The sequence below is a fragment of the Aminobacter sp. HY435 genome (assembly GCF_027568395.1).
In the GTDB taxonomy this organism is placed as follows: Bacteria; Pseudomonadota; Alphaproteobacteria; order Rhizobiales; family Rhizobiaceae; genus Aminobacter.
The window spans coordinates 121,152-146,318 of sequence record NZ_JANKZL010000006.1 but is presented as its reverse complement, the minus strand read 5'-3'; the positions used below and the strand labels follow the sequence as shown (position 1 = coordinate 146,318).

Annotated in this window: 26 protein-coding genes and 1 riboswitch; of the genes, 15 read left to right on the top strand and 11 right to left on the bottom strand. The window is 64.0% G+C overall.

Features of this window, described 5'->3' with window-relative positions; translation table 11 throughout:
- Positions 1 to 214: 214 nt before the first annotated feature.
- The 7 genes from PCJ21_RS10025 (at position 215) to PCJ21_RS09995 (ending at position 5,706) form a co-directional block, all read left to right on the top strand.
- Complete coding sequence (locus tag PCJ21_RS10025; RefSeq protein ID WP_269931254.1) at positions 215 to 412, top strand: heavy-metal-associated domain-containing protein; 198 nt, start codon at positions 215 to 217, stop codon at positions 410 to 412.
- Positions 413 to 623: 211 nt separating this feature from the next.
- Complete coding sequence (locus tag PCJ21_RS10020) at positions 624 to 1,469, top strand: cytochrome c oxidase subunit II (protein ID WP_269931253.1); 846 nt, start codon at positions 624 to 626, stop codon at positions 1,467 to 1,469.
- Positions 1,470 to 1,540: 71 nt separating this feature from the next.
- Positions 1,541 to 3,310, top strand: coding sequence for a cytochrome c oxidase subunit I (gene ctaD, locus PCJ21_RS10015; protein ID WP_269931252.1), 1,770 nt, complete (start codon positions 1,541 to 1,543; stop codon positions 3,308 to 3,310).
- Positions 3,307 to 4,011: a cytochrome c oxidase subunit 3 gene (locus tag PCJ21_RS10010; RefSeq protein WP_269931251.1), complete on the top strand. Its 705-nt coding sequence runs from the start codon at positions 3,307 to 3,309 to the stop codon at positions 4,009 to 4,011. The genes ctaD and PCJ21_RS10010 overlap by 4 nt, the downstream gene beginning before the upstream one ends.
- Positions 4,012 to 4,020: 9 nt before the next feature.
- On the top strand, positions 4,021 to 4,743 hold the full coding sequence (locus PCJ21_RS10005; RefSeq protein ID WP_269931250.1) for a heme-copper oxidase subunit III family protein: 723 nt from the start codon (positions 4,021 to 4,023) through the stop codon (positions 4,741 to 4,743).
- A gap of 9 nt (positions 4,744 to 4,752) precedes the next feature.
- The gene (locus PCJ21_RS10000) at positions 4,753 to 5,136 is read left to right on the top strand and encodes a cytochrome C oxidase subunit IV family protein (protein ID WP_269931249.1); all 384 of its coding nucleotides are present in this window, start codon (positions 4,753 to 4,755) and stop codon (positions 5,134 to 5,136) included.
- 99 nt (positions 5,137 to 5,235) lie between these two features.
- Positions 5,236 to 5,706, top strand: a complete 471-nt coding sequence (locus PCJ21_RS09995; RefSeq protein WP_269931248.1) for an aminoacyl-tRNA deacylase — start codon at positions 5,236 to 5,238, stop codon at positions 5,704 to 5,706.
- A 72-nt stretch (positions 5,707 to 5,778) separates the two neighbouring features.
- Here PCJ21_RS09995 and PCJ21_RS09990 read toward each other — a convergent pair whose 3' ends face one another.
- Positions 5,779 to 6,615 (bottom strand): DUF2189 domain-containing protein, encoded by an 837-nt coding sequence (locus PCJ21_RS09990; protein ID WP_269931247.1) that lies wholly within the window; start codon positions 6,613 to 6,615, stop codon positions 5,779 to 5,781.
- A gap of 246 nt (positions 6,616 to 6,861) precedes the next feature.
- Between PCJ21_RS09990 and PCJ21_RS09985 the strand changes: the two genes are divergently transcribed.
- A complete protein-coding gene (locus PCJ21_RS09985) occupies positions 6,862 to 7,260 on the top strand; it encodes a c-type cytochrome (RefSeq protein WP_269931246.1) in 399 nt (132 codons plus the stop codon).
- A gap of 335 nt (positions 7,261 to 7,595) precedes the next feature.
- Here the strand turns inward: PCJ21_RS09985 and PCJ21_RS09980 are convergent, their stop codons facing one another.
- From PCJ21_RS09980 to PCJ21_RS09965, 4 genes are read right to left on the bottom strand one after another with little or no spacing between them, the layout of a single operon-like run.
- Positions 7,596 to 8,069 (bottom strand): hypothetical protein, encoded by a 474-nt coding sequence (locus tag PCJ21_RS09980; RefSeq protein WP_269931245.1) that lies wholly within the window; start codon positions 8,067 to 8,069, stop codon positions 7,596 to 7,598.
- Positions 8,070 to 8,951 (bottom strand): MurR/RpiR family transcriptional regulator, encoded by an 882-nt coding sequence (locus tag PCJ21_RS09975; RefSeq protein ID WP_269931244.1) that lies wholly within the window; start codon positions 8,949 to 8,951, stop codon positions 8,070 to 8,072.
- Positions 8,948 to 10,015, bottom strand: coding sequence for an ABC transporter ATP-binding protein (locus tag PCJ21_RS09970; protein WP_269931243.1), 1,068 nt, complete (start codon positions 10,013 to 10,015; stop codon positions 8,948 to 8,950). Before PCJ21_RS09970 ends, PCJ21_RS09975 begins: the two co-directional genes overlap by 4 nt.
- A 5-nt stretch (positions 10,016 to 10,020) precedes the next feature.
- The gene (locus PCJ21_RS09965; RefSeq protein WP_269931242.1) at positions 10,021 to 10,788 is read right to left on the bottom strand and encodes an SDR family oxidoreductase; all 768 of its coding nucleotides are present in this window, start codon (positions 10,786 to 10,788) and stop codon (positions 10,021 to 10,023) included.
- Between the two features lie 192 nt (positions 10,789 to 10,980).
- Between PCJ21_RS09965 and PCJ21_RS09960 the strand changes: the two genes are divergently transcribed.
- From PCJ21_RS09960 to PCJ21_RS09945, 4 genes are all read left to right on the top strand, one after another.
- Entirely contained in the window at positions 10,981 to 12,216 is a 1,236-nt protein-coding gene (locus PCJ21_RS09960) for an ABC transporter substrate-binding protein (RefSeq protein WP_269931241.1), read from the top strand.
- 193 nt (positions 12,217 to 12,409) lie between these two features.
- Positions 12,410 to 13,279 (top strand): carbohydrate ABC transporter permease, encoded by an 870-nt coding sequence (locus PCJ21_RS09955; RefSeq protein WP_269931240.1) that lies wholly within the window; start codon positions 12,410 to 12,412, stop codon positions 13,277 to 13,279.
- Positions 13,276 to 14,103 (top strand): carbohydrate ABC transporter permease, encoded by an 828-nt coding sequence (locus PCJ21_RS09950; protein WP_269931239.1) that lies wholly within the window; start codon positions 13,276 to 13,278, stop codon positions 14,101 to 14,103. Before PCJ21_RS09955 ends, PCJ21_RS09950 begins: the two co-directional genes overlap by 4 nt.
- 38 nt (positions 14,104 to 14,141) lie before the next feature.
- Complete coding sequence (locus tag PCJ21_RS09945) at positions 14,142 to 15,614, top strand: M81 family metallopeptidase (RefSeq protein WP_269931238.1); 1,473 nt, start codon at positions 14,142 to 14,144, stop codon at positions 15,612 to 15,614.
- 9 nt (positions 15,615 to 15,623) lie between these two features.
- Here PCJ21_RS09945 and PCJ21_RS09940 read toward each other — a convergent pair whose 3' ends face one another.
- The 6 genes from PCJ21_RS09940 to thiC form a co-directional block, all read right to left on the bottom strand.
- Positions 15,624 to 16,586: a hydroxymethylpyrimidine/phosphomethylpyrimidine kinase gene (locus PCJ21_RS09940; protein ID WP_442865997.1), complete on the bottom strand. Its 963-nt coding sequence runs from the start codon at positions 16,584 to 16,586 to the stop codon at positions 15,624 to 15,626.
- Complete coding sequence (locus PCJ21_RS09935) at positions 16,577 to 17,182, bottom strand: thiamine phosphate synthase (protein WP_269931237.1); 606 nt, start codon at positions 17,180 to 17,182, stop codon at positions 16,577 to 16,579. The genes PCJ21_RS09940 and PCJ21_RS09935 overlap by 10 nt, the downstream gene beginning before the upstream one ends.
- Entirely contained in the window at positions 17,179 to 17,952 is a 774-nt protein-coding gene (locus PCJ21_RS09930; protein WP_269931236.1) for a thiazole synthase, read from the bottom strand. Before PCJ21_RS09930 ends, PCJ21_RS09935 begins: the two co-directional genes overlap by 4 nt.
- Positions 17,953 to 18,197: 245 nt before the next feature.
- Positions 18,198 to 18,395: a sulfur carrier protein ThiS gene (thiS, locus tag PCJ21_RS09925; protein ID WP_269931235.1), complete on the bottom strand. Its 198-nt coding sequence runs from the start codon at positions 18,393 to 18,395 to the stop codon at positions 18,198 to 18,200.
- Positions 18,379 to 19,368 (bottom strand): glycine oxidase ThiO, encoded by a 990-nt coding sequence (gene thiO, locus PCJ21_RS09920; protein WP_269931234.1) that lies wholly within the window; start codon positions 19,366 to 19,368, stop codon positions 18,379 to 18,381. The genes thiS and thiO overlap by 17 nt, the downstream gene beginning before the upstream one ends.
- Positions 19,365 to 21,191 (bottom strand): phosphomethylpyrimidine synthase ThiC, encoded by a 1,827-nt coding sequence (gene thiC / locus PCJ21_RS09915; RefSeq protein WP_269931233.1) that lies wholly within the window; start codon positions 21,189 to 21,191, stop codon positions 19,365 to 19,367. Before thiC ends, thiO begins: the two co-directional genes overlap by 4 nt.
- Positions 21,192 to 21,297: 106 nt before the next feature.
- Positions 21,298 to 21,414: riboswitch (TPP riboswitch) on the bottom strand.
- 187 nt (positions 21,415 to 21,601) lie between these two features.
- Here thiC and PCJ21_RS09910 point away from each other — a divergent pair.
- The 3 genes from PCJ21_RS09910 to PCJ21_RS09900 are packed head-to-tail and all read left to right on the top strand — an operon-like array spanning position 21,602 to position 25,165.
- Positions 21,602 to 22,837 (top strand): 3-methyl-2-oxobutanoate dehydrogenase (2-methylpropanoyl-transferring) subunit alpha, encoded by a 1,236-nt coding sequence (locus PCJ21_RS09910; RefSeq protein ID WP_269931232.1) that lies wholly within the window; start codon positions 21,602 to 21,604, stop codon positions 22,835 to 22,837.
- A 3-nt stretch (positions 22,838 to 22,840) separates the two neighbouring features.
- Complete coding sequence (locus PCJ21_RS09905; protein ID WP_269931231.1) at positions 22,841 to 23,854, top strand: alpha-ketoacid dehydrogenase subunit beta; 1,014 nt, start codon at positions 22,841 to 22,843, stop codon at positions 23,852 to 23,854.
- Between the two features lie 3 nt (positions 23,855 to 23,857).
- Positions 23,858 to 25,165, top strand: coding sequence for a dihydrolipoamide acetyltransferase family protein (locus PCJ21_RS09900; RefSeq protein ID WP_269931230.1), 1,308 nt, complete (start codon positions 23,858 to 23,860; stop codon positions 25,163 to 25,165).
- The last annotated feature ends 2 nt before the right edge of the window (positions 25,166 to 25,167 follow it).

The window sequence follows — 25,167 nt, the reverse complement described above, 5'->3', positions numbered from 1 at the left end:
GGGAAGGTCAACAGCTTTCGAGCAAGTTTTTCAGAATTGACGTAACTGGCTGAAAATATTGATCTATGTGCTTCCGGCGCGTGGCTTATGGCTTTGCCACCCATGGAAAAGTCGCGGTAACAAATCCGTGATCGACAAGCCGATTGACCTTACAGTCGCTGGAAACACCAGATTGCAGAAACGGCGCGATGCCGACCCAGACAAGGAGCTTGAAATGCTGAAGATGAATGTTCCCGACATGACCTGCGGCCATTGCGCTGGCATGGTCACCAAGGCGGTGCAGAGCGTCGACGCCGGCGCGCGCATCGACATCGACCTGAAGGCGCAGACGGTGTCGATCGAGACCGCGGCCGACGCCGCCAAGGTTACCCAGGCGCTCGACGCAGCCGGCTATCCCGCTCAGACGATCTGAGCCAGGTGGATATTCAAGGGCGGTGTGACGGGAACTCCCGCGCGCCGCCCTTTGCGTTTCAAAAGAACTTTCCATCGAACCCACGCCACTGGCGACTATCACGCGCGGCAGGCAATTGGCTCCCCTAGTATTTCGCCGGCATTTCAAGCTATGATGCCTCATGGCCTTCCTGCAGGGAAAGTTTCCCTCGGAATGCCGGGAGGAACAGAGGGTGGCCATTGCGCTCGTACTCGTTCTGATCGTTGTCGGCTCGGTGCTGTTTCATGTGCTGAGCCCTTGGTGGTGGACTCCGATAGCCTCCAACTGGGGCTATATCGACACGACCCTTGTCATCACTTTCTGGATCACCGGCGCAGTCTTTGCGGCCGTCGTGTTATTCATGGCCTATTGCGTCTATCGCTTCCGCCACAAGGAAGGGCAAAAGGCGCATTACGAGCCTGAAAGCAGAAAACTCGAGTCCTGGCTGACGGTGGCGACGGCCATCGGCGTGGCGGCGATGCTGGCACCCGGCCTCTACGTCTGGAAGCAGTTCGTCACAGTTCCCGATGACGCGACCGAGGTCGAGGTTGTCGCCCAGCAATGGCAGTGGAGTTTCCGCCTGCCCGGCGCTGACGGAAAGCTCGGCACGTCGAATGCGCGCCTGGTCAGTTCGGACAATCCGCTCGGCATCAATCCTGAAGATCCCAATGGACAGGACGATGTGGTGGTCGAGGCGGCGGACCTGCACCTGCCAATCGACAAACCGGTCAAGATGCTGCTGCGCTCGATCGACGTTCTGCACGATTTCTACGTGCCCGAGTTCCGCGCCAAAATGGATATGGTCCCGGGGATGATTACCTATTTCTGGTTCACGCCGACGCGTACCGGAACGTTCGAGGTGCTGTGTGCCGAACTTTGCGGGGTCGGCCACAATTTCATGCGGGGCGTGGTGATGGTCGACACCGATCAGGACTACGCCACGTGGCTGCAGCAGCAGTCGACATTTGCCCAGCTGTCGGATCCCGCCAAGGTCGGTGTGCTTGTCGAACCAGGAAGATCAAAGGCGACAGTGAAATAGGGAGACAGACACGGCGCGACCGCTTGAAGCGGCCTCACCGCGAACGCCAGAGCCAAGAGCAAGGTGCATGCATGGTCGACGTCACACCGCATGGAGCAGATTTTATCCCGCCCGCCGAAGTGGCCGAGGTCGAACTCTATCATCCGCACAGCTGGTGGACGAAATACGTCTTCTCGCAGGACGCGAAGGTGATCGCGATCCAATATTCCGGCACGGCACTGGCGATCGGATTGGTTGCCCTCGTGCTGTCATGGCTGATGCGCCTGCAACTGGCATTCCCGGGCACTTTCGACTTCATCACGCCCGAGGCCTACTACCAGTTCATGACCATGCACGGCATGATCATGGTGATCTACCTTCTCACCGCGCTCTTCCTTGGCGGATTCGGCAACTACCTGATCCCGCTGATGGTTGGCGCGCGCGACATGGCGTTTCCCTATGTCAACATGCTGAGCTACTGGATCTACCTGCTTGCTGTCTTGGTGCTGGTGGGGGGCTTCTTCGCCCCCGGCGGACCGACCGGGGCAGGGTGGACGCTCTATCCACCGCAGGCGATAACCTCGGGCACGCCAGGCGGCTCCGACTGGGGCATCATCGTGATGCTCGCCTCGCTGATCCTGTTCATCATCGGCTTCACCATGGGGGGCCTCAACTATGTCGTGACGGTGCTGCAGGGGCGCACCCGCGGCATGACCCTGATGCGGCTGCCGCTGACGGTGTGGGGTATCTTCACCGCAACCGTGATGGCGCTGCTGGCCTTTCCGGCGCTGTTCGTTGCCTGCGTGATGATGCTGTTCGACCGCGTCATCGGCTCGAGCTTCTTCATGCCGGCCATCGTCGAGATGGGCGAGCAGTCACCGCACAGCGGCGGCAGCCCGATCATGTTCCAGCACCTGTTCTGGTTCTTCGGCCACCCCGAGGTCTATATCGTGGCGCTGCCGGCCTTTGGCATCGTTTCCGACCTGATCAGCACCCATGCGCGCAAGAACATCTTCGGCTATCGCATGATGGTCTGGGCGATCGTCGGCATCGGTGCGTTGTCCTTCGTCGTATGGGCGCACCATATGTACGTGTCGGGCATGCACCCTTATTTCGGGTTCTTCTTTGCCACGACGACGCTGATCATTGCCGTTCCGACTGCGATCAAGGTCTATAACTGGGTGCTGACGCTGTGGCGCGGCGACATCCACCTGACCTTGCCGATGCTGTTTGCGCTCGCCTTTATCGTCACCTTCGTCAACGGTGGGCTCACCGGACTGTTCCTGGGCAACGTCGTGGTCGACGTGCCGTTGTCGGACACCATGTTTGTGGTCGCGCATTTCCACATGGTGATGGGAGTCGCCCCCATACTCGTTGTGTTCGGCGCGATCTATCACTGGTACCCGAAGATCACCGGCCGGATGCTCAACGAGGCGATGGGACGCTTCCATTTCTGGGTCACCTTCGTCGGAGCCTATCTTATCTTTTTTCCCATGCACTATGTCGGGCTGGTGGGCGTGCCGCGCCGCTATCCCGAACTCGGCGAAACCGCCTTCATCCCGCCCTCGGTCCACACGCTCAACGAATTCATCACCATCGCGGCCCTGACAGTCGGCTTCGCCCAGATGGTGTTCCTGTTCAACCTCATCTGGAGCATCCGCCACGGCAAGGAAGCGGGCGACAATCCGTGGCGGGCGACGACTCTCGAATGGCAGACGGCGAGCACGCCGCCGCCACATGGCAATTTCGGCAAGGAACTGCCTGTGGTCCATCGCTGGGCCTATGACTACAGCGTGCCCGGCGCGCCGCAGGACTTCATCGCGCAAAATGATCCCTGGCAACCGACAGGTGGTCGGGAATGAGCGCGATCCTCATCTTCATGGCCGGCCTTGCGGCCGTGGCGATCTGGTGGCTGACCCAGCAGCGGCTGACAGCCAAGCCGTGGCTGGAGGCCGGTTCGACCGACGCCTTTCCGCGCACCGAAGCGCCGGCCATCGAGCCGGCCAAGCTCGGGGTGGGCGTGCTTCTGGCGGTGATCGGCGCGATGTTCATGCTGCTTGTCAGCGCCTATTTCATGCGCATGGCCTATGCCGACTGGCAGGCGCCGCCGATGCCCAGGGTGCTGTGGGTCAACACGGCGATGCTGGCGCTGGCGAGCGTTGCCCTGCAATGCGCGGTGACGGCGGCCCATGGCGGGCAACTCGGCAACCTGCGCCTGGCACTCGCCATCGGCACGCTGGCGTCGCTGGCGTTCCTCGGTGGCCAGCTCGTAGCCTGGCGCGACCTCTCCGCAGGGGGCTATTTCGCCATCGACAACCCGGCGATCAGCTTCTTCTACATGATGACGGCACTGCATGGGCTGCACATACTGGGCGGGCTGGTGGCTCTCGGGCGGACTGACCTCCGCGCCTGGAGATCCGCACCTGCCGGCAGGTTGACGCTCTCGGTCGAACTCTGCGCGCTTTACTGGCATGGCCTGTTCGTCGTCTGGCTGGTGCTGTTTGCCGTTCTGATGGGCTGGGCGGCCGATTTCATCGACATCTGCCGGCAACTGCTGAGCTAGGAGGGACGGATGACTGAGTCCACGCTTGGACATGCCGATCACGCCGCGCCGCGGCCAGGCGGTGCGCGCGGCCTGGTAGCAGACTGGTCGTCCGACCAGAGGGCGTTCAAGAACGTCTCCTGGGGGAAGGCCATGATGTGGATCTTCCTGCTCAGCGACACCTTCGTGTTCGGCTGCTTCCTGCTCGCCTACATGACCGCGCGCATGTCGACGACGGTGCCGTGGCCCAACCCGGCCGAGGTCTTTGCGCTACACGTCGGCGGCACCGACGTGCCGTTGCTGCTGATCGCCATCATGACCTTCGTGCTGATCTCGTCATCCGGAACGATGGCGATGGCGGTCAATTTCGGCTACCGGCGCGACCGCAAGAAGACGGCTATCCTCATGCTTCTCACGGCGGCACTCGGCGCGACCTTTGTCGGCATGCAGGCCCTCGAGTGGACCAAGCTGATCACCGAGGGCGTGAGGCCCTGGGGAAATCCATGGGGCGCGGCGCAGTTCGGGTCGTCCTTCTTCATGATCACGGGTTTCCATGGCACCCATGTCACAATCGGCGTGATCTTCTTGTTGATCATCGCGCGCAAGGTTTGGCGTGGAGACTACGACGTCGGCGCGCGCGGCTTTTTCACCAGCCGGCGAGGCCAGTATGAGAGCGTGGAAATCATGGGGCTCTACTGGCACTTCGTCGACCTGGTATGGGTGTTCATCTTCGCATTCTTCTATCTTTGGTGAGGTGGAGCGATGGCACAGGCGGAAGCGCAGGATCATGGGCTGCATGGGCACGCGGAGCCGGCCCAGGCGATGGCGCACGCCGAGGGCCAGCAGCACCCGATAAAACTCTATCTCGTCGTGTGGGGCTGGCTGTTCATCCTCAGCGCCTGCTCCTATGCCGTCGACTATTTTGAGGTACAGGGCTACTTGCGCTGGGGCCTCATCCTCACCTTCATGATGCTCAAGGCCGGCCTGATCGTTGCGGTCTTCATGCATATGGCATGGGAGCGGCTAGCGCTTGTGTACGTCATCATCGTGCCGCCGCTGGTAATCCTGGTTTTCGTGGCAATCATGGTGATCGAATCCCGCTACACCGAGGTCATTCGCGCGCTGTCATTCGGCGTCGGCCCGTAGCGGTACACTGCGTTCTTCATTGACAGGGAAAATGATGGGAGGAGAATGAGGGTTCTCGTTCTCCTACGCGTCAGGACCTGCAACAGAAGGGCGCCTGCGATGACGATTGCAAGGAAACTCCAGGACTACATAAACGGCAAGGGTGTCCAGTTCGACACGGTTGCCCACCACCGGACCTCGACCACCAGCCAATCCGCGCAAGCGGCACATGTGCCCGGTCGGTTGCTCGCAAAATCGGTGCTGCTGCATCATGAGACGGGTTATGCACTGGCGGTCGTGCCGAGCAGCCATCGCGTCGAGCTCAACACGCTGCAAGAGGTGATCGACAAACGTCTCGGCCTCGCCTCCGAAGACGAAATCGGCCAACTTTTCAACGACTGCGACATCGGCGCGATGCCGCCGGTCGGGGCTGCCTATGATGTGCCGGTCATCCTCGATGAAAGCTTGAGCGTGGACGGCGACGTCTATTTCGAGGGTGGAGACCACAAGACGCTGGTGCATGTGACCGGTGCCGGCTTCAGGGACCTGATGGAGGGCGCACGCGTCGCGCGCTTCAGCCATCCTGCATGATGGCCGCCTGTTGCCGTGCGTGAGTGGCTGCAAAGAAATCGGCGGGCCGACGCCCGCCGAAACAGGAATGGGTTAGTCGAGCTTGCGCTCATGGACGGGTGCAGGCGCGACGGCTGGCTCGATCACCTTGCGGTAGAGGTGCCAGGTCGAATGGCCGAGCACGGGCAGGACCACGGCCAGCCCGACGAGCAGAGGCAGCGTACCGATCACCAGGCCGACAGCGACGATCAGGCCCCAGAGCAGCATCGGCCCTGGGTTCGCCATGATCGCGCGCGCCGAAGTCTCGACGGCTGTGTAGGCGCCGAGGTCACGATCGAGCAGCAGCGGAAAGGCGATGACCGTCGTGCTCAGCGCCACGAGGGCGAACAGGAAACCGATCAGGTTGCCAAGGATCATCAGTGTCCAGCCGCGCTGCGTGGTCAGCACATCGCTGGCGAATGCGGAGAAGGTCGCCGGCGCGCCATCGCCGTACAACCAGGAGAACAACGCCTGTGCGGTGAACAGCCACGCGATGAACAATGCCATCAACATGATGCCGAGGATGGCGATGGCCGGCATGGCAGGCGAATTCCTGACTTCGAGCGCGTGCCACCAGGAGGTATCGAGATCTTGCTCGCGTCGCCGGCTGATCTCGTAGAGGCCGATCGCCGCGAATGGGCCGAGCAGGGCGAAGCCGGTCATCAGCGGGTAGATGAGCTGAAGCGCGTTGCCGCCAGAGGTCCAGGTAATGAGGAATACGCCTACGATCGGATAGATCAGGCACAAGAAGACATAGTGTGAAGGTTTATCCCAGAAATCTTCAAATCCGAGGCGAAGTGCGTCGAAGACATCCGAAATCCCAATCCGACATATGGCGGGATGTTCGACGTCGCTGCCAGTGCCTGCTGCGTAGACATGGAAATTTGCCATGAACCATTCCTCCGAGATCGGGTCCGGTTCGGGTCGCGGCTCGCGGTGCTGCCGTCCAGCGTGTCTGGTCACGCAAAACCGCGACCTGCACCGGGGAAGATGATAGCAATCATCTCGGGCTTTGTCGCCCCGCGTCATTGTTGCTGGTGCGCGGCGCGGAAGCATGGAAACGCAGATGGCGCGTCGCCCCACGTAGCGCTAAGATCGTCTTCGTCGACGGGAGCCGGCCATAACAGGGAGATAGCCATGAAATCGACAGCATGCAGTGCCGCCGTCCTTCTTGCAGCTTCGTTTCTAGCCACTGCCACAGCGCATGCCGCAGGCGATGCCGCCGCCGGCAAGAAAGTCTTCGCCAAATGCATGGCATGCCATGAGGCGGCGACCGACAAGAACAAGATCGGACCGTCGCTGCATGGCGTGATGGGGCGAACAGCGGGTACGCTTGCAAGCTTCGAGGCAAAATATTCCGATGCGATGAAGGCGGCCGGGGCTGGTGGCCTGGTCTGGGACGAGGCCAACTTTGCCGCTTATGTGAAGGCGCCCAAGGAAAAGATACCTGGCAACAAAATGGCCTTCCCAGGCCTCAAGGACGATGCTGATATCGCCAATGTCATCGCATATCTGGAGGAAGTCGCAAAGCAATGATGTGCTTCGGCACGCTACGGCCATACGCAGCGCGCCAAATGCGCCTTATCTGAGCAGATTCTAATCATCGTGCGGGCCACTAGTCCGTTTGGACGAGGCTGCAATTCCCTGAAACGTGTGGATTGCCCGCGGGGGTCGCTACACATCCGGTCCCGCACTCTGGGTGCGGGTTGGGTGAACTTGTATTTCCGTGGTGCCTGGCGAATATATTCCGGCAGCTTTGCTGCCATACAAACTGCATGCAACAGTTTTAACTCATCTAGTTTTTTGTCTCCCTGGAGGGGAAAATTGCGGCTTTCATGGGGGACCCACGGAAGCCGCGACCTTTTTCGCAGCTACCTGTATTTCATGTAGCCGACGAAACCGGTGATCTTCCAGCGGTCGCCCGCCTTGCGGCAAAAATACAAAGTCTGCCAGTTGAGCACGTCGTCGCTGCCGTTGGCGCGGCGGATGGTGCCGTCGAACTTCTTGCGCGCGAGGGCGACGTCGCCAGTGATGTCGATTTCGGTCAGGCGTGTGGCACGGTGGATGCCGTCGGCCAGCGGCTCGGCAAATTCGGTCGCGGCCGTCTCTGCCGCCTGGCGCAGCCACTCGTCGCGATAGACTGATAGCGTCGGGAACGCGGCGTTCCAATCGTCGGGGTTGGACGAGCTGTGGGCATGGATGCCGAGGAAGCGCTGTTCGTCGAAGTCGCCTGCGACCATCGACCAGTCCTGGCCGACGAAAGCTGCGATGTCGCGCTCGACCAGCATCTCCCAGATCTGGGCGCGGTCGGCGTCGTTGGAGAAGGGGTTCTGCCTGGGGGTCATTCAGTCACCTAGAGGGAGCCTCGGGTCGTCGACCTTCAGCGTGTTGAGACTTTGCTTGATGCGGCGCAGACCTTCGAGAACCTTGGTTTCACGGGTCTCGGCGGTGGCGGTGGCGATCATGTCGAGGATGGCGAGCAGGGCAAAGCGCGACGAGGTCGGCTTGTAGATGTTGCCGTCCTCGATCGGCTGGAACGGGATCACGATGTCGGCGACCTTGGCTAGCGCCGAGGCAGGCGCGGTGACCGCCACCGAGCGGGCGCCATACTGGCGGGCGACCTGGACGGCATCGACCACCGACTTGGCGTGGCCGGAGACCGAGAAGGCGACGACGGTCGTTTCCGGCGTGGCGACGGCGGCATACATGCGCTGCAATTGGCCGTCGACCTGCGCGACGACCGAGATGCCGAGCCGGAACAGCCGGTTCTGCAATTCGGTCGCCATCATCGAGGAGATGCCGCCCGAGCCGAGGCAGAGCACGTTGCCGGAAGCGGAGATGCGCTCGGCTACCGAAACCAGCGTCGCCATGTCGAGATTGTCGGAGGCGCGCTGGATCGCTGAAATCGCGGCCTCGGTGACGGCTTTTGCAATGCGCTGCTCGCGAATGTCGCGGTTGAGCGGCTCGGGCCTGAGATACTGGCCGCCGATGGCAATCGCTTGTGCGAGGAAGAACTTGAAGTCGCGCACGCCGTCGCAGCCGAGGTTGCGGCAGAAGCGGGTAACCGTCGGTTCGCTGACGCCGACGCGCGCGGCGATTTCCGATATCGCCGCTTTCGATGCGAAGTCGAGATCCGAAAGCACCAGGCTGGCCAGCCGCCTGTCGGATCTGGAGCCGTCCTGCGTCATGACCTGAAGCCGGGTGATGATGTCGGCGATGTTGCTCATACGGGCAGGCCGGTTGCCTTGTCGAAAAGGTGGATGTTTTTCGGGTCGGCAGTGACGGGCAGGATGTCGCCCGGCCGCACGGAGACGCGATCGCGGAAGACGGCGCGCACCTGGTCGCTGCCGATCGTGCCGTAAATATGCGTTTCCGAGCCGGTCGGCTCGATGACGTCTACCTTCAAGCGCAACGCGTCGGCCCCATCCCGAATGATGAAGTGCTCGGGGCGAATGCCGGCCTCGACAGGGCCTGCCGCAGGCTGTCGGGCTCCGTTGAGTGACAGCTTTTCGCCCGATGCCGTTTCGAAGTAAGGTCGCGTCGCGGACAATCCGATGCTGCCGGCAATGAAGCTCATGGACGGCGAGCCGATGAAGCTTGCGACGAACTTGGTCGCCGGCCTGTCGTAGAGTTCGAGTGGTGCGCCCACCTGCAGGATCTTTCCATGGTTCATGACGACGATGCGGTCGGCCATGGTCATGGCCTCGATCTGATCGTGTGTCACGTAAACGACCGTCGATTTCAAGCGCTGATGCAGCGCCTTGATTTCGGTGCGCATCTGAACGCGCAATTGCGCGTCGAGATTGGAGAGCGGTTCATCGAACAGGAACACCTTCGGTTCGCGCACGATGGCGCGGCCCATGGCGATGCGCTGGCGCTGGCCGCCGGAGAGTTGGCGCGGATAGCGCTCGAGATAGGCGTCCAGGTTGAGGATCGCGGCGGCGTCCTTGATCTTGGCGTTGATCGCCGCCGCCGACTCACCGCGGATCTTGGGGCCGAAGCCGATGTTCTCTGCTGCCGTAAGATGGGGAAACAGCGCGTAGGATTGGAACACCATGGCGATGTCGCGCTTCTGCGGCGGCAATTCGTTGGCACGCACCCCGCCAATCAGGAGGTCGCCGTCGCTGATAGGCTCAAGCCCGGCGAGCATGCGCAGCAGCGTGGACTTGCCACAGCCGGATGGGCCAACGAGCACGACGAATTCACCGCTGTCGATGTCGAGGTTGATATCGTCGAGCACCGTGTGCTGGCCAAACGACTTGGTGAGATTGCGGAAGCTAACGCCGGTCATGCTCTTCACGCTCCCAGGATGTCGTCGATGAAAGGCAGGCATCCGGCGGTCAGCCCGGCATCGACCGGCAGCACAGCGCCGGTGATGCCAGAGGCGCGCGGCGAGGCCAGGAAGGCCACCGCCTCGGCCACTTCACGCGTGTCGACGATGCGGCCGAGCGGATAGAGCCGCTGCAGTTTGCCCAGCACCGCCGGGTCCTTCTCCAGGCGGTGGTTCCAGGCCGGAGTGCGAATGGAGCCGGGGCAGACGACGTTGGCGCGGATGCCCTGGCGGCCATGCTCGACAGCAATGGCGCGGGCCAAGGCGTTGATGCCGGCCTTGGCCGCGGCGTAGGCGGGATTGCCGAAGTGCGACAGCGCATTGACCGAGGAGATGAAGACGAAGGCGCCGGAAGCGCGCGCCAGCATCGGCCTGAGCAATGCGTTGGTGAGCGCGGCTACACCGGTCAGGTTGAGGTCGACCTCCGTTTCGATGCTCTCCTGGGTCAGCGCCGGCATGGTCTCGGCGCGGGTCCAGCCGGCATTGTTGACGACGATATCGGGCAGCCCACTGGTTGCGATCAAAGCCTGGGCGGAAGCAGCCAGGTTGGCACGGTCGGTCAGGTCGAAGGCATGGCGTCCGGCAAGCTCAAGCCCGTCCATCGCCGCCAGGCTCTGGTCGCAACCGATGATGCTGGCGCCGCGCTCGGCAAAAATTGCCACCAGCGCGCGGCCAAGGCCACCGCCGGCGCCGGTGATCAGTACGGATTTTCCAGTGAATTCGCTGTCTGGCATCGGTGGCGGGCTCCCGAGCGATCTTGGCCGCTTCTTGTCTCAGGACTATGGTCGAAAATGTAAATAAGCAACAAGATAATTTGCTTGATATGCCGAAAAAGGCAGATAATGTAAGAAAGTCACTTAATCAAATGGCGCGCCAAAGCGCCGGAGGAACCGGGCGCCTGCCCGCGGGAGCAAGGGAACATCGACATGGCGATTTCGAAATGGAAGGCCGGCCTTCTGGCCGGGTTGAGCGTGCTGGCGCTGGCGGCCCAGGCAAATGCAGGCGAAGTCAGGGTGACGGTTGCGGAATACAGCTCGAAGACCGGTCCGTACTTCCAGGAAGTGGAAAAGGCGTTCGAGGCGGCCAATCCCGGCATCGACGTCAAGTTCGAGGTCGTGCCGTGGGACGTGCTGCTGCAGAAGCTGACCACCGACATCACCGCCGGCACAAATGCGGATCTGTCGATCATCGGCACGCGCTGGCTGATCGACTTCGTCCAGCAGGGCATCGCCGAGCCGCTCGACGGCTACATCACGCCCGACTTCAAGGGCCGCTTCATCGATACGTTCCTGTCGCCGTCGGTCATGGACGGCAAGACCTACGGCCTGCCGATCGCCGCTTCGGCGCGTGCGATGTATTACAACAAGGAATTGCTCGAGAAGGCTGGCGTCGCCAATCCGCCGGCGACCTGGGCCGAGCTCAAGGACGCCGCGGCCAAGATCAAGGCGCTGGGTGGTGAGAATTACGGCTTCGGCCTGCAGGGCAAGGAGATCGAGACCGACGTCTATTACTACTACGCGATGTGGTCGCAGGGTTCCGAGATCCTCGACAAGGACGGCACGTCGGGCCTCGACAGCCCCGGCGCCATCGAGGCGGCCAAGCTCTACAAGTCGCTGATCGACGAGGGGCTGACCCAGCCCGGCGTCACCTCCTATGCGCGCGAGGACGTGCAGAACCTGTTCAAGCAGGGCAAGGTCGGCATGATGATCACGGCGCCCTTCCTGTCCAACCAGATCAAGGAAGAAGCGCCGAACCTGAAGTACGGCGTTGCCGCCATCCCCGCCGGCCCGACCGGCGCACGCGGCACCTACGGCGTCACCGATTCCATCGTCATGTTCTCCAACTCGAAGAACAAGGACGAGGCCTGGAAGCTGCTCGACTTCCTGTTCCAGACCGACTGGCGCGCCAAGTTCACCCAGGGCGAGGGCTTCCTGCCGGTGAACAAGGAAGAGGCCAAGATGGACTACTACGTCAACAACGCCGACCTCGCCGCCTTCACCGCGCTCCTGCCCGACGCACGTTTCGCCCCGGTCATCCCGGGCTGGGAGGAGGTCGCGCAGGTCACTTCGGACGCGATCCAGAAGGTCTATCTTGGCGAGGGCGATGTCGAGGCCACGCTCAAGGAAGCCGCGGCCAAGGCTGATGGCATCCTGAAGAAGTAAGCTCGTCGAACTACGGATGGCGTCGCTCGGACGTCGTCCTTCATCCCCCTCATCCGGCCCTTCGGGCCACCTTCTCTCCGTTGGGGAGAAGGGGCTATCGCGACGCTCTGGGACCTCCTCTCCCCTCGGGGAGAGGTCGGCCAAGCGAAGCGGAGGCCGGGTGAGGGGGTAGACCAAACGGATAAACCGGTCGATGCACAATCGCGCACTGCCCTATCTGCTGACGCTGCCGAGCCTGATCCTTGCAGCGGTGGTGATCTTCTGGCCGGTCCTCGACCTGATCCAGATCGCGACCCATGACGTCAGCCGCTTTGGCCAGCTGCGCGCCTTCAACGGCGCCGACAATTTCGCGGCATTGTTCGGCGATCCGGATTTCCTGCGCGCGCTGATCCGCACCGGTGTCTGGACCGTATCAGTGGTCGGCGGCGCGCTGCTGGTTTCAATCCCGGTCGCGATTATCCTCAACACCGATTTTTACGGACGCTCGATCGCACGGGTCATCGTCATGCTGCCATGGGCGGTGTCGCTGACCATGACGGCCATCGTCTGGCGCTGGGCGCTGAACGGCGAAAGCGGCATGCTCAACTCGGCGCTGCGCGGGATGGGCCTGATCGACCAGAACATCCAGTGGCTGGCGAGCGCGGCGACCGCATTTCCGATGCAGATCATGATCGGCATACTGGTGACGGTGCCGTTCACAACCACCATCTTCCTCGGCGGCCTGTCGTCGATATCAGACGACCTCTACGAGGCGGCGGCGCTCGAAGGGGCGGGGCCGGTGCAGCAGTTCCGGCGGATCACCTTTCCGCTGCTCAAACCCTTCGTGAACATCGCCATCGTGCTCAACACGATCTACGTCTTCAATTCCTTCCCGATCATCTGGGTGATGACGCAAGGCGGCCCGGCCAATTCGACCGACATCCTGGTCACCTATCTCTACAAGATGGCGTTCCGGCTCGGAAAGCTGGGCGAGGCGTCGGCGGTGTCGCTGATCATGCTGGCGATCCTGCTCGTCTTCACCGCCATCTACATCAGGCTCGCGATGCGGGGAGAACGGGCATGATCTCGCCAAAGCTGAAGCGCACCTTTATCGCCTGGGGGCTGTTGTTGCCGCTGGTCGTCGTGACGCTGTTTCCGTTCGCGGTGATGTTCCTGACGGCGGTCAAGCCGGCGCAGGAGGTGCTGACGCCGAGCTGGTGGCCGAGTGAGTTCCGCTGGCGCAACTTCGCCGATATGTGGGCCGCCACGGGGTTCGGCAGGGCGCTTGTCAACTCGCTTCATGTTTCGCTGATCGCCACTATCGGCGCCATCGCGGTGTCAATCCCCGCAGCCTACGCCATGTCGCGCTTCCGCTTTGCCGGCCATGGCGCCTTCCGCCAGTTTCTTCTGGTGTCGCAGATGATCTCGCCGATCGTGCTGGTGCTCGGCCTGTTCCGGCTGCTCGCCGCCTTCGGCCTGATCGAGAGCCTGAACGCTGTCGGCGGCGTCTACATGGCCTTCAACATCGCCTTCACCGTGTGGATGCTGCAGAGCTATTTCGACACCATCCCGCGCGATCTCGAGGAGGCGTCGTGGATGGAGGGCGGCAGTCGCTTGCTCACCCTGCGCAAGGTGTTCCTGCCGCTCTGCGTGCCGGCAATCGCGGTGACGGCGATCTTCACCTTCATCAATGCCTGGAACGAGTTCGTCGTGGCGCTGACCATGCTGCGCAGCCAGGACAGCTACACGCTGCCGATCCAGGTGTTTTCGCTGGTCGCCGGCCGCTACACGGTCGAATGGCACTACGTCATGGCCGCGACCTTGCTCGCCACGGTGCCCGTCGCCATCCTGTTCGTCTGGCTGCAGCGCTATCTCGTGCGCGGACTGGCGCTCGGGGCCGTCAAGTAAACAGGGCTGGCTCCCGCAATGACAAGAGAAACGATCTGATGCGCATCTTCACCGCCTCGCTGGCGACCGAAACCAACACCTTCTCGCCGGTGCCGACCGACCGGGCGTCGTTCGAGATGGCGTTTTATGCCGGCCCCGGTGAGCATCCGGAGACGCCGACGCTGTGTTCGTCGCCGATCGTCGCGCTGCGCAGGCGGGCGGCGGCCGAAGGGCTGACCGTCATCGAGGGCACCGCCACATGGGCCGAGCCGGGCGGGCTGGTGCAGCGTCAGACCTTCGAGGCGCTGCGCGACGAAATCCTCGGCCAGCTGCAAGCCGCACTGCCTGTCGATGCCGTGATCCTCGGCCTGCACGGCGCCATGGTGGCGCAGGGCTATGACGATTGCGAAGGCGACCTTTTGGCCCGCGTCCGCAAGATCGCCGGGGCCGATGTCGTGGTCGCCTGCGAGTTCGACCCGCACAGCCACCTGACGCCGAAGCGCGTGGCGGCCTGCAACGTGCTGGCGGCGTTCCTGGAGTTTCCGCACACCGATTTCTACGAGCGCGGCGAGCATGTCGTCGAGCTCGGGCTTGCGGCGGCGAGAGGCGAGATCAAGCCTGAAATCTCGACCTTCGATTGCCGCATGATCACGGTGTTTCCCACCAGTCGCGAGCCGATGCGTTCCTTCGTCGACCGCATCAAGGCGCTGCACGGCAAGGACGGCATCCTGTCGGTCTCGGTCATCCATGGTTTCATGGCGTCGGACGTGCCGGAAATGGGAACCCGCATCGTCGTCGTTACCGACAACGACAAGGCCAAGGGCGATGCGCTGGCCGAACGGCTCGGCATGGAGCTCTATTCCATGCGGGAAAAGACGGCGATGGAGATGGTCGGCGTCGATGCCGGCATCGACCAGGCGCTGGCGGCCCATGCCGCCAACCCGGCCAAGCCGGGCGTCATCGCCGATGTCTGGGACAACCCGGGCGGCGGTGTCGCCGGCGACGGCACTGTCGTGCTGCGCCGCCTGCTCGAGCGCGGCATTGGCAAGGTCGGCGTGGCGACGATCTGGGATCCGATCGCCGTCACTTTCTGCCACGCGGCGGGCGAGGGGGCTGTCATCGGCCTGCGCTTTGGCGGCAAGGCAGGGCCGCAGGCCGGCGAGCCGATCGACGCAACGGTCAAGGTGCTGAAGGTGGTGGACGAGGGTTGGCAAAGCTTCGGGCCGAGCCGTGTGACGCTCGGGGCAACGGCGCTGGTCCGCATCGAGGGCACCGAGGTCGACGTCATCCTGAACACCAACCGAACACAGACCTTCGAACCCGACATCTTCTCAAACCTCGGCGTCGATCCCGTGGCCAAGGACGTGCTGCTGATCAAGTCGACCAATCATTTCTATGCCGGCTTTGCGCCGATCGCGGCCCAGATCATCTATGTCGATGCGCCGAGCTCGTATCCGAGCAACCCGCGGGAGACCAACTACACCAGGCTCACGCGTCCACTGTGGCCACGGGTGAGCGATCCCTGGGCGTAGGCCGACCGGCTAGGCTGCCAGACTGGCTGCAAGCCGCGTGAAGACATGGCGCTTGGCTTTGCAGACGCTGGCTTCCAGGGTCTCGCCGAGCGCCAGATTGGCGGCGACGGCGCTCGCCAGCATGCAGCCTGTGCCGCGCATCGTGGCGATCAGGCGGGGAGCATCAAACACTTGCTGCATCCCATCGGCTGTCAGCAGCAGGTCGACCGAGCGGTTGCCTCCAGAGTGACCACCCTTGACCAGCACCGCCTGCATCCCTGTTTCCAGCAGCAGTTTCGCTTGGTGAACGACATGCTGCTCGGACGATGACACCGGCCGGCCAGTCAGCAGTGCGAGCTCGTGCAGGTTTGGCGTGACCAAGCGGCAGAGCGGGAACAGCTTGCGCTTGAGGACGTCGATCGCATCATCGTCCAGAAGCGCGCGGCCGGAGGTCGATGCAAGGACGGGATCAAGCAAGACTGGGACTGGCTTGCTGCTCGCCAGCACCGAGACGACCGCCTCGATCGTGGCAGCCGTTCCCAGCATGCCGATCTTGACCGAGGCGATGTGGCTGGCATGCAGTTCCACGCTCGGCTCCCTTTGCCCGCGGGATACCCCCACCCCTATCCCCTCCCCACAAGGGGGAGGGGGATTGTTTGGCGGGATCGCCAGCCCGGATCGCGTCGAACGAGCCGTCACGTTGGACGGGTGAACGCAAGTGTCCCCCTCCCCCTTGTGGGGAGGGGTTGGGGGTGGGGGTATCTTGCTTGACGTCGAACTGGCCGCAAACGCCGCGCGCATCTGCTCGGCGACGAGCTCGGGCGGCATCTGCTCGATCCGTTCGACGCGGGCATGCGTCTGCACCGTCACCGCTGTGACGGCGGCGCTGCTGCGCAACCCGAACGCGGAAACCGTCTCAACGTCGCGGACGATGCCGGCGCCGCCACTCGAATCCGAGCCGGCCACGATGAGCACATGCGGGGTCATCGCCACTGAACCGTCTCCGCCAGCCACTCGCGCGTCCGGACCTCCGGGGCGGCGTTGCGCGTGACGTCGGTGACGACGGCAGCACTGTCGGCGCCCTGGGCGAAGACACCTGCGATGCGCTCGACATTGAGCCCGCCAATGGCGACGAGCGGTGTGGCACCGACACGCCGCTTCCATTCGGCGATGCGGTCGAGCCCTTGCGGCGCCCACTTCATCGCCTTGAGGATGGTCGGATAGACGGGACCGAGCGCGACATAGTCTGGCCCAGCGGCAAGCGCCGTGTCGAGTTCGGTGTCGTCATGCGTGCTGAGGCCAAGCCTCATGCCGGCGCGGCGGATCGCTGCAACGTCGGCCTCGGCGAGGTCCTCCTGGCCGAGATGGACGAAGTCGCAGCCTTCCTCGATTGCAAGCCGCCAATGGTCGTTCACGACAAGCTGGCAGCCGTGGCGTCCGCAAACGGCCTTCGCCGTACGGATTTCGCGGCGCAGGCCGGCCTCGTCCATGTCCTTGATGCGCAGTTGCACCAGCTTCACGCCCAACGGCACCAGGCGCTCGATCCAGGCGGCGGAATCGACAATGAGGTAGAACGGGTCGAGCTTCATGAGAACGCTGCCATGCCGATGACGGGGGTTGAGGGGACGGCCATGTCGCGCGGTTCGAGCGGGCCGGCGAGGAATGCCTGCCGTCCCGCGTCGACCGCCTTGCCGAAGGCAGCGGCCATGGCGACGGGATCGCCAGCCTTGGCGACGGCGGTGTTGAGCAGAACTGCGTCGTAGCCAAGCTCCATGACGGTGGCCGCATGCGACGGGCGGCCGATGCCGGCGTCGACGATCAGCGGCACGTCGGGGAAATGGCCGCGCAGGCTGCGCAGGGCATCGAGATTCTGCGGGCCACGGGCCGAGCCGATCGGCGCGCACCACGGCATCAGCACTTTGCAACCGGCATCGAGCAGCCGCCCGGCGACGACCAGATCGTCGGTCGTGTAGGGGAAGACCTCGAAGCCCTCGGCGGCTAGGATTTTCGCTGCCTCGATCAGCCCGAACACGTCGGGCTGCAGCGTGTCGTGGTTGCCTATGACCTCGAGCTTGATCCAGCTGGTGCCGAACACCTCGCGCGCCATGCGCGCCGTGGTCACCGCTTCCTTGACCGAATGGCAGCCGGCGGTGTTGGGCAGAACGCGCACGCCAAGCGACTGGATCAGCGACCAGAACTGCCCGCCCGTCTTGCCGCCCGAGGCCTCGCGGCGCAGCGACACGGTGACGATGTCGGCGCCCGACGCGCCGATCGCCTCAGCCATGATGGCGGGCGAGGGGTAGAGGGCGGTGCCCAGCAGCAGGCGCGACGAGACCTCGATGTCATAGAGTTTCAGCATGGGTCAGGCTCCGTGAGCTGGAGTTGGGACAGTTGTTCGAGAAGGTCCCCCTCATCCGGCCTCCGCTTCGCTCGGCCACCCTCTCCCCGTTGGGGAGAAGAGATCGTCGGATGTCGGCGCTCTACCGGCGACGCGGGTCGACGAAGGTCTGGCGCTGTCGGGCGTAAACCTCCTCTCCCCAACGGGGAGAGGGTGGCCGAGCGAAGCGGAGGCTGGGTGAGGGGGAAAGGTGACGAGTGCATGCCTCACCCACCCTTCATCGGCGCGAGGATTTCGATACGGTCGCCCTCGGCCAGCGCGCAGCCGCCGCGTTCCCGTGCCGGCACCACTTCGCCATTGAGGGCGGTGGCGAGCCAGCCGCCGTCATAGTCGAGCTCGGCGAGCAGTGTGGCGAGCGTGGCGGCCGCGACCTCGTGGCTTTCGCCGTTAATGGTGAGCTTCATGGGCGCGCTCCTTCTTCGTCTCCTGGCCCAGGATCATGTCGGCCGCCTGCCGCGCCATCGCAGGCGCGAGCAGGAAGCCGTGGCGATAGAGGCCATTGATACGGATGTCTTTTCCATTGCGCTCGACGCGCGGCAGGTTGTCAGCGAAGGCGGGACGCACACCGACACCCGTCTCGACCAGTTCGGCCTCGCCGAAGGCGGGATGCAGCGCATAGGCGGCGTTGAGCAGTTCCATCACCGAGCGCGCGGTGATGGATCCCCCGACATCGCTTTCAATCATCGTCGCTCCGACCATGAACAGGTTGCCGGAACGCGGCACGACATAGACGGGCACGCGTGGGTGCAACAGCCGCACCGGCCGCGCCAGCGAGACCTCAGACGTCCTGAGGACCAGCATCTCGCCGCGCACGCCGCGCAAACCCGGCCGTGCGTCGGCCATGCCGGTGCAGTCGGCCTCGACGTCCGCCCTGCCGGGCGCCTGCACGGAGCCGTAGCCGAATTCGAAGCGCACGCCCATCCGCACGAGCTTTTCCTGCAGCCCGAGCAGCGCCTTGCGCGGGTCGAGATGCGCTTCCTCGGTGAAGAACAGCGCGCGCCCGAAACGTCCCTCGAGGTCCGGCTCGAGCGCGGCGATCGTCTCGGCATCCAGCTCGCGAAACCCCGACGTGCAGCGGCCGAAGCGGTCGAGTTCGGCGACGTCTCGAGCTGGCGCGACGACCAGCGTGCCGTTGCGCATGACGTGGCCGGGCAGGGCGGCCGACCACCAGTCGGGGGCGCTACGCCCAAGCGAGAGCACCGCCTCCTCGGCACTCTCGCGTTCGCACCAGGGCGCCAGCATGCCACCGGCCTGCCATGAGGCATTGCCGGCGACCTGCCTGCGTTTCTCGACCATGGTAACGCTTGCGCCGCGTGTCGCCAGCTCAAACGCGAGCGTCAGCCCGGCGACGCCCGCGCCACGGATCAGCACCTTCATGGCTGGCCTGCTGTCTCCGCGGGCTCTGTGCTTTCGACAGCCATGTAGAGGTCGCCGCCGTCGCGATACTTTGCCGCCATCGCCGCCAGCCCTTCCTTCTGCGCCTCGGCGCGGATGTCGTGGGAGATCCGCATCGAGCAGAATTTCGGCCCGCACATGGAACAGAAATGCGCCACCTTGTGCGCTTCCTTGGGCAAGGTCTGGTCGTGGAAGGAGCGCGCCGTTTCCGGGTCGAGCGACAGGTTGAACTGGTCCTCCCAACGGAACTCGAAGCGCGCCCGCGACAGCGCATCGTCCCTGACCTTGGCCGCCGGATGGCCCTTGGCAAGGTCGGCGGCGTGTGCGGCGATCTTGTAGGTGATGACGCCGACCTTGACGTCGTCGCGGTCAGGCAGGCCGAGATGCTCCTTGGGCGTGACATAGCAAAGCATCGCCGTGCCGAACCAGCCGATCATCGCCGCACCGATTCCTGATGTGATGTGGTCGTAGCCCGGCGCGATGTCGGTGGTGAGCGGCCCGAGCGTATAGAACGGTGCTTCGCCGCAGACCTCGAGCTGCTTGTCCATGTTCTCCTTGATCTTGTGCATAGGCACGTGGCCGGGGCCCTCGATCATCACCTGGCAGTCCTTGGCCCAGGCGATCTTGGTCAGCTCGCCCAGCGTCTCCAACTCGGCGAACTGGGCGGCGTCGTTGGCGTCGGCGATCGAACCGGGTCGCAGGCCGTCACCGAGCGAGAAGGCGACGTCATAGGTGCGGCAGATGTCGCAGATCTCCTCGAAATGCTCGTAGAGGAAGCTTTCCTTGTGGTGGTGCAGGCACCACTTGGCCATGATCGAGCCGCCGCGCGAGACGATGCCGGTGACGCGGTCGACGGTCAGGTGGATGTAGGCCAGGCGGACGCCGGCATGGATGGTGAAGTAGTCGACGCCCTGTTCGGCCTGTTCGACCAGCGTGTCGCGGAACACCTCCCAGGTCAGGTTCTCGGCGATGCCGTTGACCTTTTCGAGCGCCTGGTAGAGCGGCACCGTGCCGATCGGCACCGGCGCATTGCGGATGATCCAGTCGCGGATGTTGTGGATGTTGCGGCCGGTCGACAGGTCCATCACGGTGTCGGCGCCCCAGCGCGTCGCCCACACCATCTTCTCGACCTCCTCGGCCATTGACGAGGTGACGGCGGAATTGCCGATATTGGCGTTGATCTTGACCAGGAAATTGCGGCCGATGATCATCGGCTCGCTCTCGGGGTGGTTGATGTTGGAGGGGATGATGGCGCGGCCGCGCGCCACCTCGTCGCGGACGAATTCGGGCGTGACGAAATCGGGAATGGCAGCGCCGAAGCTCTCGCCGTCGCGCTGAAGCTTCACCCTGAGCTGCTCGCGGCCGAGGTTCTCGCGGATGGCGACGAATTCCATTTCGGGCGTGACAATGCCGGCGCGGGCATAGGCAAGCTGGGTGACGGCGCGGCCGCCGGTGGCGCGCAGCGGCGCGTTGCGGACAGGAAATTCCGGCGTCAGTCGTTCGCCCGACACGAAGCCATTGTCCTCGGCCTTCACCGCGCGGCCTTCGAAACGTTCGACGTCGCCGCGGGCGACGATCCAGTCCTCGCGCAGCCGTGGCAGGCCACGCTCGATGTCTGTCTTCATCGAGGTGTCGGTGTAGGGGCCCGAGGAATCGTAGACGGTGACGGGCGGCTCGCCGGCGCTCGGGTGCACCGAGATCTGGCGCATCGGCACGCGGATGCCGGGGTGCAGCTTGCCGGGTTTGTAGACTTTTCGCGACGCGGGAAGTTCGCCAACGGTGACGGTCGGGGTGTGGGCATTCATGAGTGAGCCTCCTGGTTGGAGACCCAGTCCATGCGATGAGGAGGAGGAGAGGTTTTGCCTGGGGACTTCGGGCGTAAACCCGAATGCCAAAGCCGGAAGAACCGGCCCGCTGCGCCTCGCACCGTCCCTACGCCAGTGTGAACTGGATCAGGTTCAACGGGTCACTGCGCTGCGCGAGCCAGCAGTATCTCAGCCCCTTGTCGGGACCCCCCTGGTGAGGCCGGCAACATGGGCGACGAATGCCGGTGCTGTCAACGGCCTTTCGCAGAGGCCGAGAGAATGCCAAAGTCCTGGTGTCGGGACCCCATTGCGGTTACCGATGCGATCGGATAATAGGTCAGCGTTACTGACATAAATTGTCTGCGGCGCAGGGAGGACCGATTGGCCTGCGCGCGACAGGAGGAGCATCCGTGACGGACAATCCCGCCCCGCTCAAGTTCCACGTGCCCGAGCCGGAAGTGCGCCCGGGCGGTACGCCCGACTTCTCCAACGTGCCGATCCCCAAGGCGGGTTCGGTCGACAGGCCGCCGGTCGACGTCGATCCCCGCACGATCCGCGACCTGGCTTATTCGATTATCCGCGTGCTCAACCGCGAGGGCGATGCGGTCGGGCCGTGGGCCGGCACGCTGACCGACGAGGAACAACTCGAAGGCCTGCGCCACATGATGACGCTGCGCACCTTCGATGCGCGCATGCAGATGGCCCAGCGCCAGGGCAAGACCTCGTTCTACATGCAGCACATGGGCGAGGAGGCGGTCAGCTGCGCCTTCCGCAAGGCGCTCATTCAGGGCGACATGAATTTTCCGACCTATCGCCAGGCCGGTCTGCTGATCGCAGGCGGCTACCCGATGGTCGACATGATGAACCAGATCTATTCCAACGAGATGGATCCACTGAAGGGCCGCCAGCTGCCGATCATGTATTCGGCCAAGGATCACGGCTTCTTTTCGATTTCCGGCAACCTGACCACCCAGTACATCCAGGCCGTGGGTTGGGCGATGGCGTCCGCGATCAAGGGCGACACCAAGATCGCGGTCGGCTGGGTTGGCGACGGCGCCACCGCCGAGAGCGACTTCCACGCAGCCCTCGTTTTCGCTTCGACCTACAAGGCGCCTGTCGTCCTCAACATCGTCAACAACCAGTGGGCGATCTCGACCTTCCAGGGCATCGCTCGCGGCGGCTCGGGCACGTTTGCGGCGCGCGGCCTCGGCTTCGGCATTGCCGCGCTGCGGGTCGACGGCAACGACTATCTCGCCGTCCACGCGGTTGCGAAGTGGGCGGCGGAACGCGCCCGCAACAATCTCGGCCCAACGCTGGTCGAATACGTCACCTATCGCGTCGGCGCGCATTCGACATCGGACGATCCGTCCGCCTACCGGCCCAAGACCGAGTCGGACGCGTGGCCGCTGGGCGACCCTGTCATCCGGCTGAAGAACCACCTCATCCGCCGCGGCCTGTGGTCGGACGAGCGCCACAAGCAGACCGAGGCGGAAATCCTCGAGGCGGTGATAGCGGCGCAGAAGGAAGCCGAGAGCCACGGCACGCTGCATGCCGGCGGCAAGCCGTCGACGCGCGACATGTTCGAGGGCGTTTATGCCGAGATGCCGCCGCATCTCCGTCGCCAGCGCCAGAAGGCGGGAGTGTAGCCGATGCCGCGCATGACAATGATCGAGGCCATCCGCAGCGCCATGGACGTTGCCATGGGCCGCGACGACAATGTCGTCGTCTTCGGCGAGGACGTCGGCTATTTCGGCGGTGTGTTCCGCTGCACCCAAGGTCTCCAGCAAAAGTACGGCCGGTCGCGCTGTTTCGACGCGCCGATCAGCGAACTCGGCATCGTCGGTGCCGCCGTCGGCATGGCGGCCTATGGGCTCAAGCCATGCATCGAGATCCAGTTTGCCGACTACGTCTATCCAGCATACGACCAGATCGTTTCGGAAGCGGCACGGTTGCGCTACCGCTCCAACGGCGAGTTCACCTGCCCGATCGTCATCCGCATGCCCACTGGTGGCGGCATCTTCGGCGGCCAGACCCACAGCCAGAGCCCCGAGGCGCTGTTCACTCACGTTTCCGGCCTCAAGGTGGTGGTTCCGTCCAATCCGCTCGACGCCAAGGGCCTGCTGATTGCCTCGATCGAGGACCCCGATCCGGTGATCTTTCTGGAGCCGAAACGATTGTACAACGGCCCCTTCGACGGCCATCACGACCGGCCGGTCACGGCCTGGTCGAAGCATGAGCTGGGCGAGGTTCCGGAAGGCCATTTCACCGTGCCGCTCGGCAAGGCGGAGATCCGCCGGCCGGGTTCCGCCGTCACCGTTCTCGCCTATGGCACCATGGTCTATGTCGCGCAGGCGGCAGCCGAGGAGTCTGGCATCGACGCCGAGGTCATCGACCTCAGGACGCTCCTGCCGCTCGATCTCGACACCATCGTCGCTTCGGTGAGGAAGACGCGCCGCTGCGTGGTGGTGCATGAGGCGACGCTGACTTCGGGCTTCGGCGCCGAGCTCGTGTCGCTGGTGCAGGAAAACTGCTTCTACCACCTCGAAGCACCTGTCGCCCGCGTCACCGGCTGGGACACGCCCTATCCGCATGCGCAGGAATGGGACTACTTCCCCGGCCCGAAACGGGTGGGCGAAGCGCTGATCGAAACGATGGGGGCCTGAAACATGGGCGAACATGTCATCAAGCTTCCCGACGTTGGCGAGGGCGTGGCCGAGGCCGAGTTGGTCGAATGGCACGTCAAGATCGGCGACCTGGTGCGCGAAGACGCCGTGCTGGCTGCCGTCATGACCGACAAGGCGACGGTCGAAATTCCGTCGCCGGTCGACGGCGAAATCCTCTGGCTCGGCGCCGAGATCGGCGACACGGTTCCGGTCGGCTCGCCGATCGTGCGCATCAAGGTCGCTGGCGGCGCACCGGCCGAAGCCGAGCTTGCCGCTACGCCGGCTGAGGCGAAAACCGAAGTCGAAGGCACTGTTTCAGAACCCCCGAAACCCACTCCTGTGCCGGCTAAGAAAGCGGAGCCGGCCACGAAAGCTCCTGCATCTTCCGCGGCGCTCAGGCCTGCATCACGGGGCGCGACCATCGGCCTTCCACGTCCCGAGGGCGAGCGGCCGCTGGCATCGCCCGCGGTCAGGCTGCGGGCCAAGGAAGCCGGCATCGACCTGCGCCAGGTCCCCGGCACCGGACCGACCGGACGCATCACGCATGACGATCTCGACGGTTTTGCAGCGCGAGGCGCGGCTGTTCCCGCCGCCGGATTGCAGGCGAAAACCGAGGTCGAAGAGATCAAGGTCATCGGCCTGCGCCGGCGCATCGCCGAGAAGATGGCGCTGGCCAAGTCGCGCATCCCGCACATCACCTATGTCGAGGAGATCGACGTCACCGCCCTTGAGGAACTGCGCGCCAAGCTCAACGCCTCGAAGAAGCCGGACAGGCCGAAGCTGACGCTGCTGCCCTTCCTGATGCGGGCGCTGGTCAAGGCGGTCGCCGAGCAGCCGCAACTCAACGCGACTTATGACGACGATGCCGGCGTCATCCACCGCCATGCCGGCGTGCATATCGGCATGGCGGCCCAGACCCCCGGCGGCCTTGTGGTGCCTGTCGTCAGACACGCCGAGGCGCGCGACCTCTGGGATTGCGCGACAGAGGTCAACCGCCTCGCCGATGCGGCCAAGGCGGGCACGGCGACGCGCGAGGAGCTGACCGGCTCGACAATCACCATCACCTCGCTCGGCGCCATGGGCGGTGTCGCCACCACGCCGGTCATCAACTATCCGGAAGTGGCGATCGTCGGCGTCAACAAGATCATGATCCGACCGATGTGGGACGGCACCCAGTTCGTGCCACGCAAGATGATGAACCTGTCCTCCAGCTTCGACCACCGCGTCATCGACGGCTGGGACGCGGCGGTCTTCGTCCAGCGCCTCAAGGCGCTGCTTGAAGCGCCGGCAATGATCTTCGTGGAGGGCTGAGG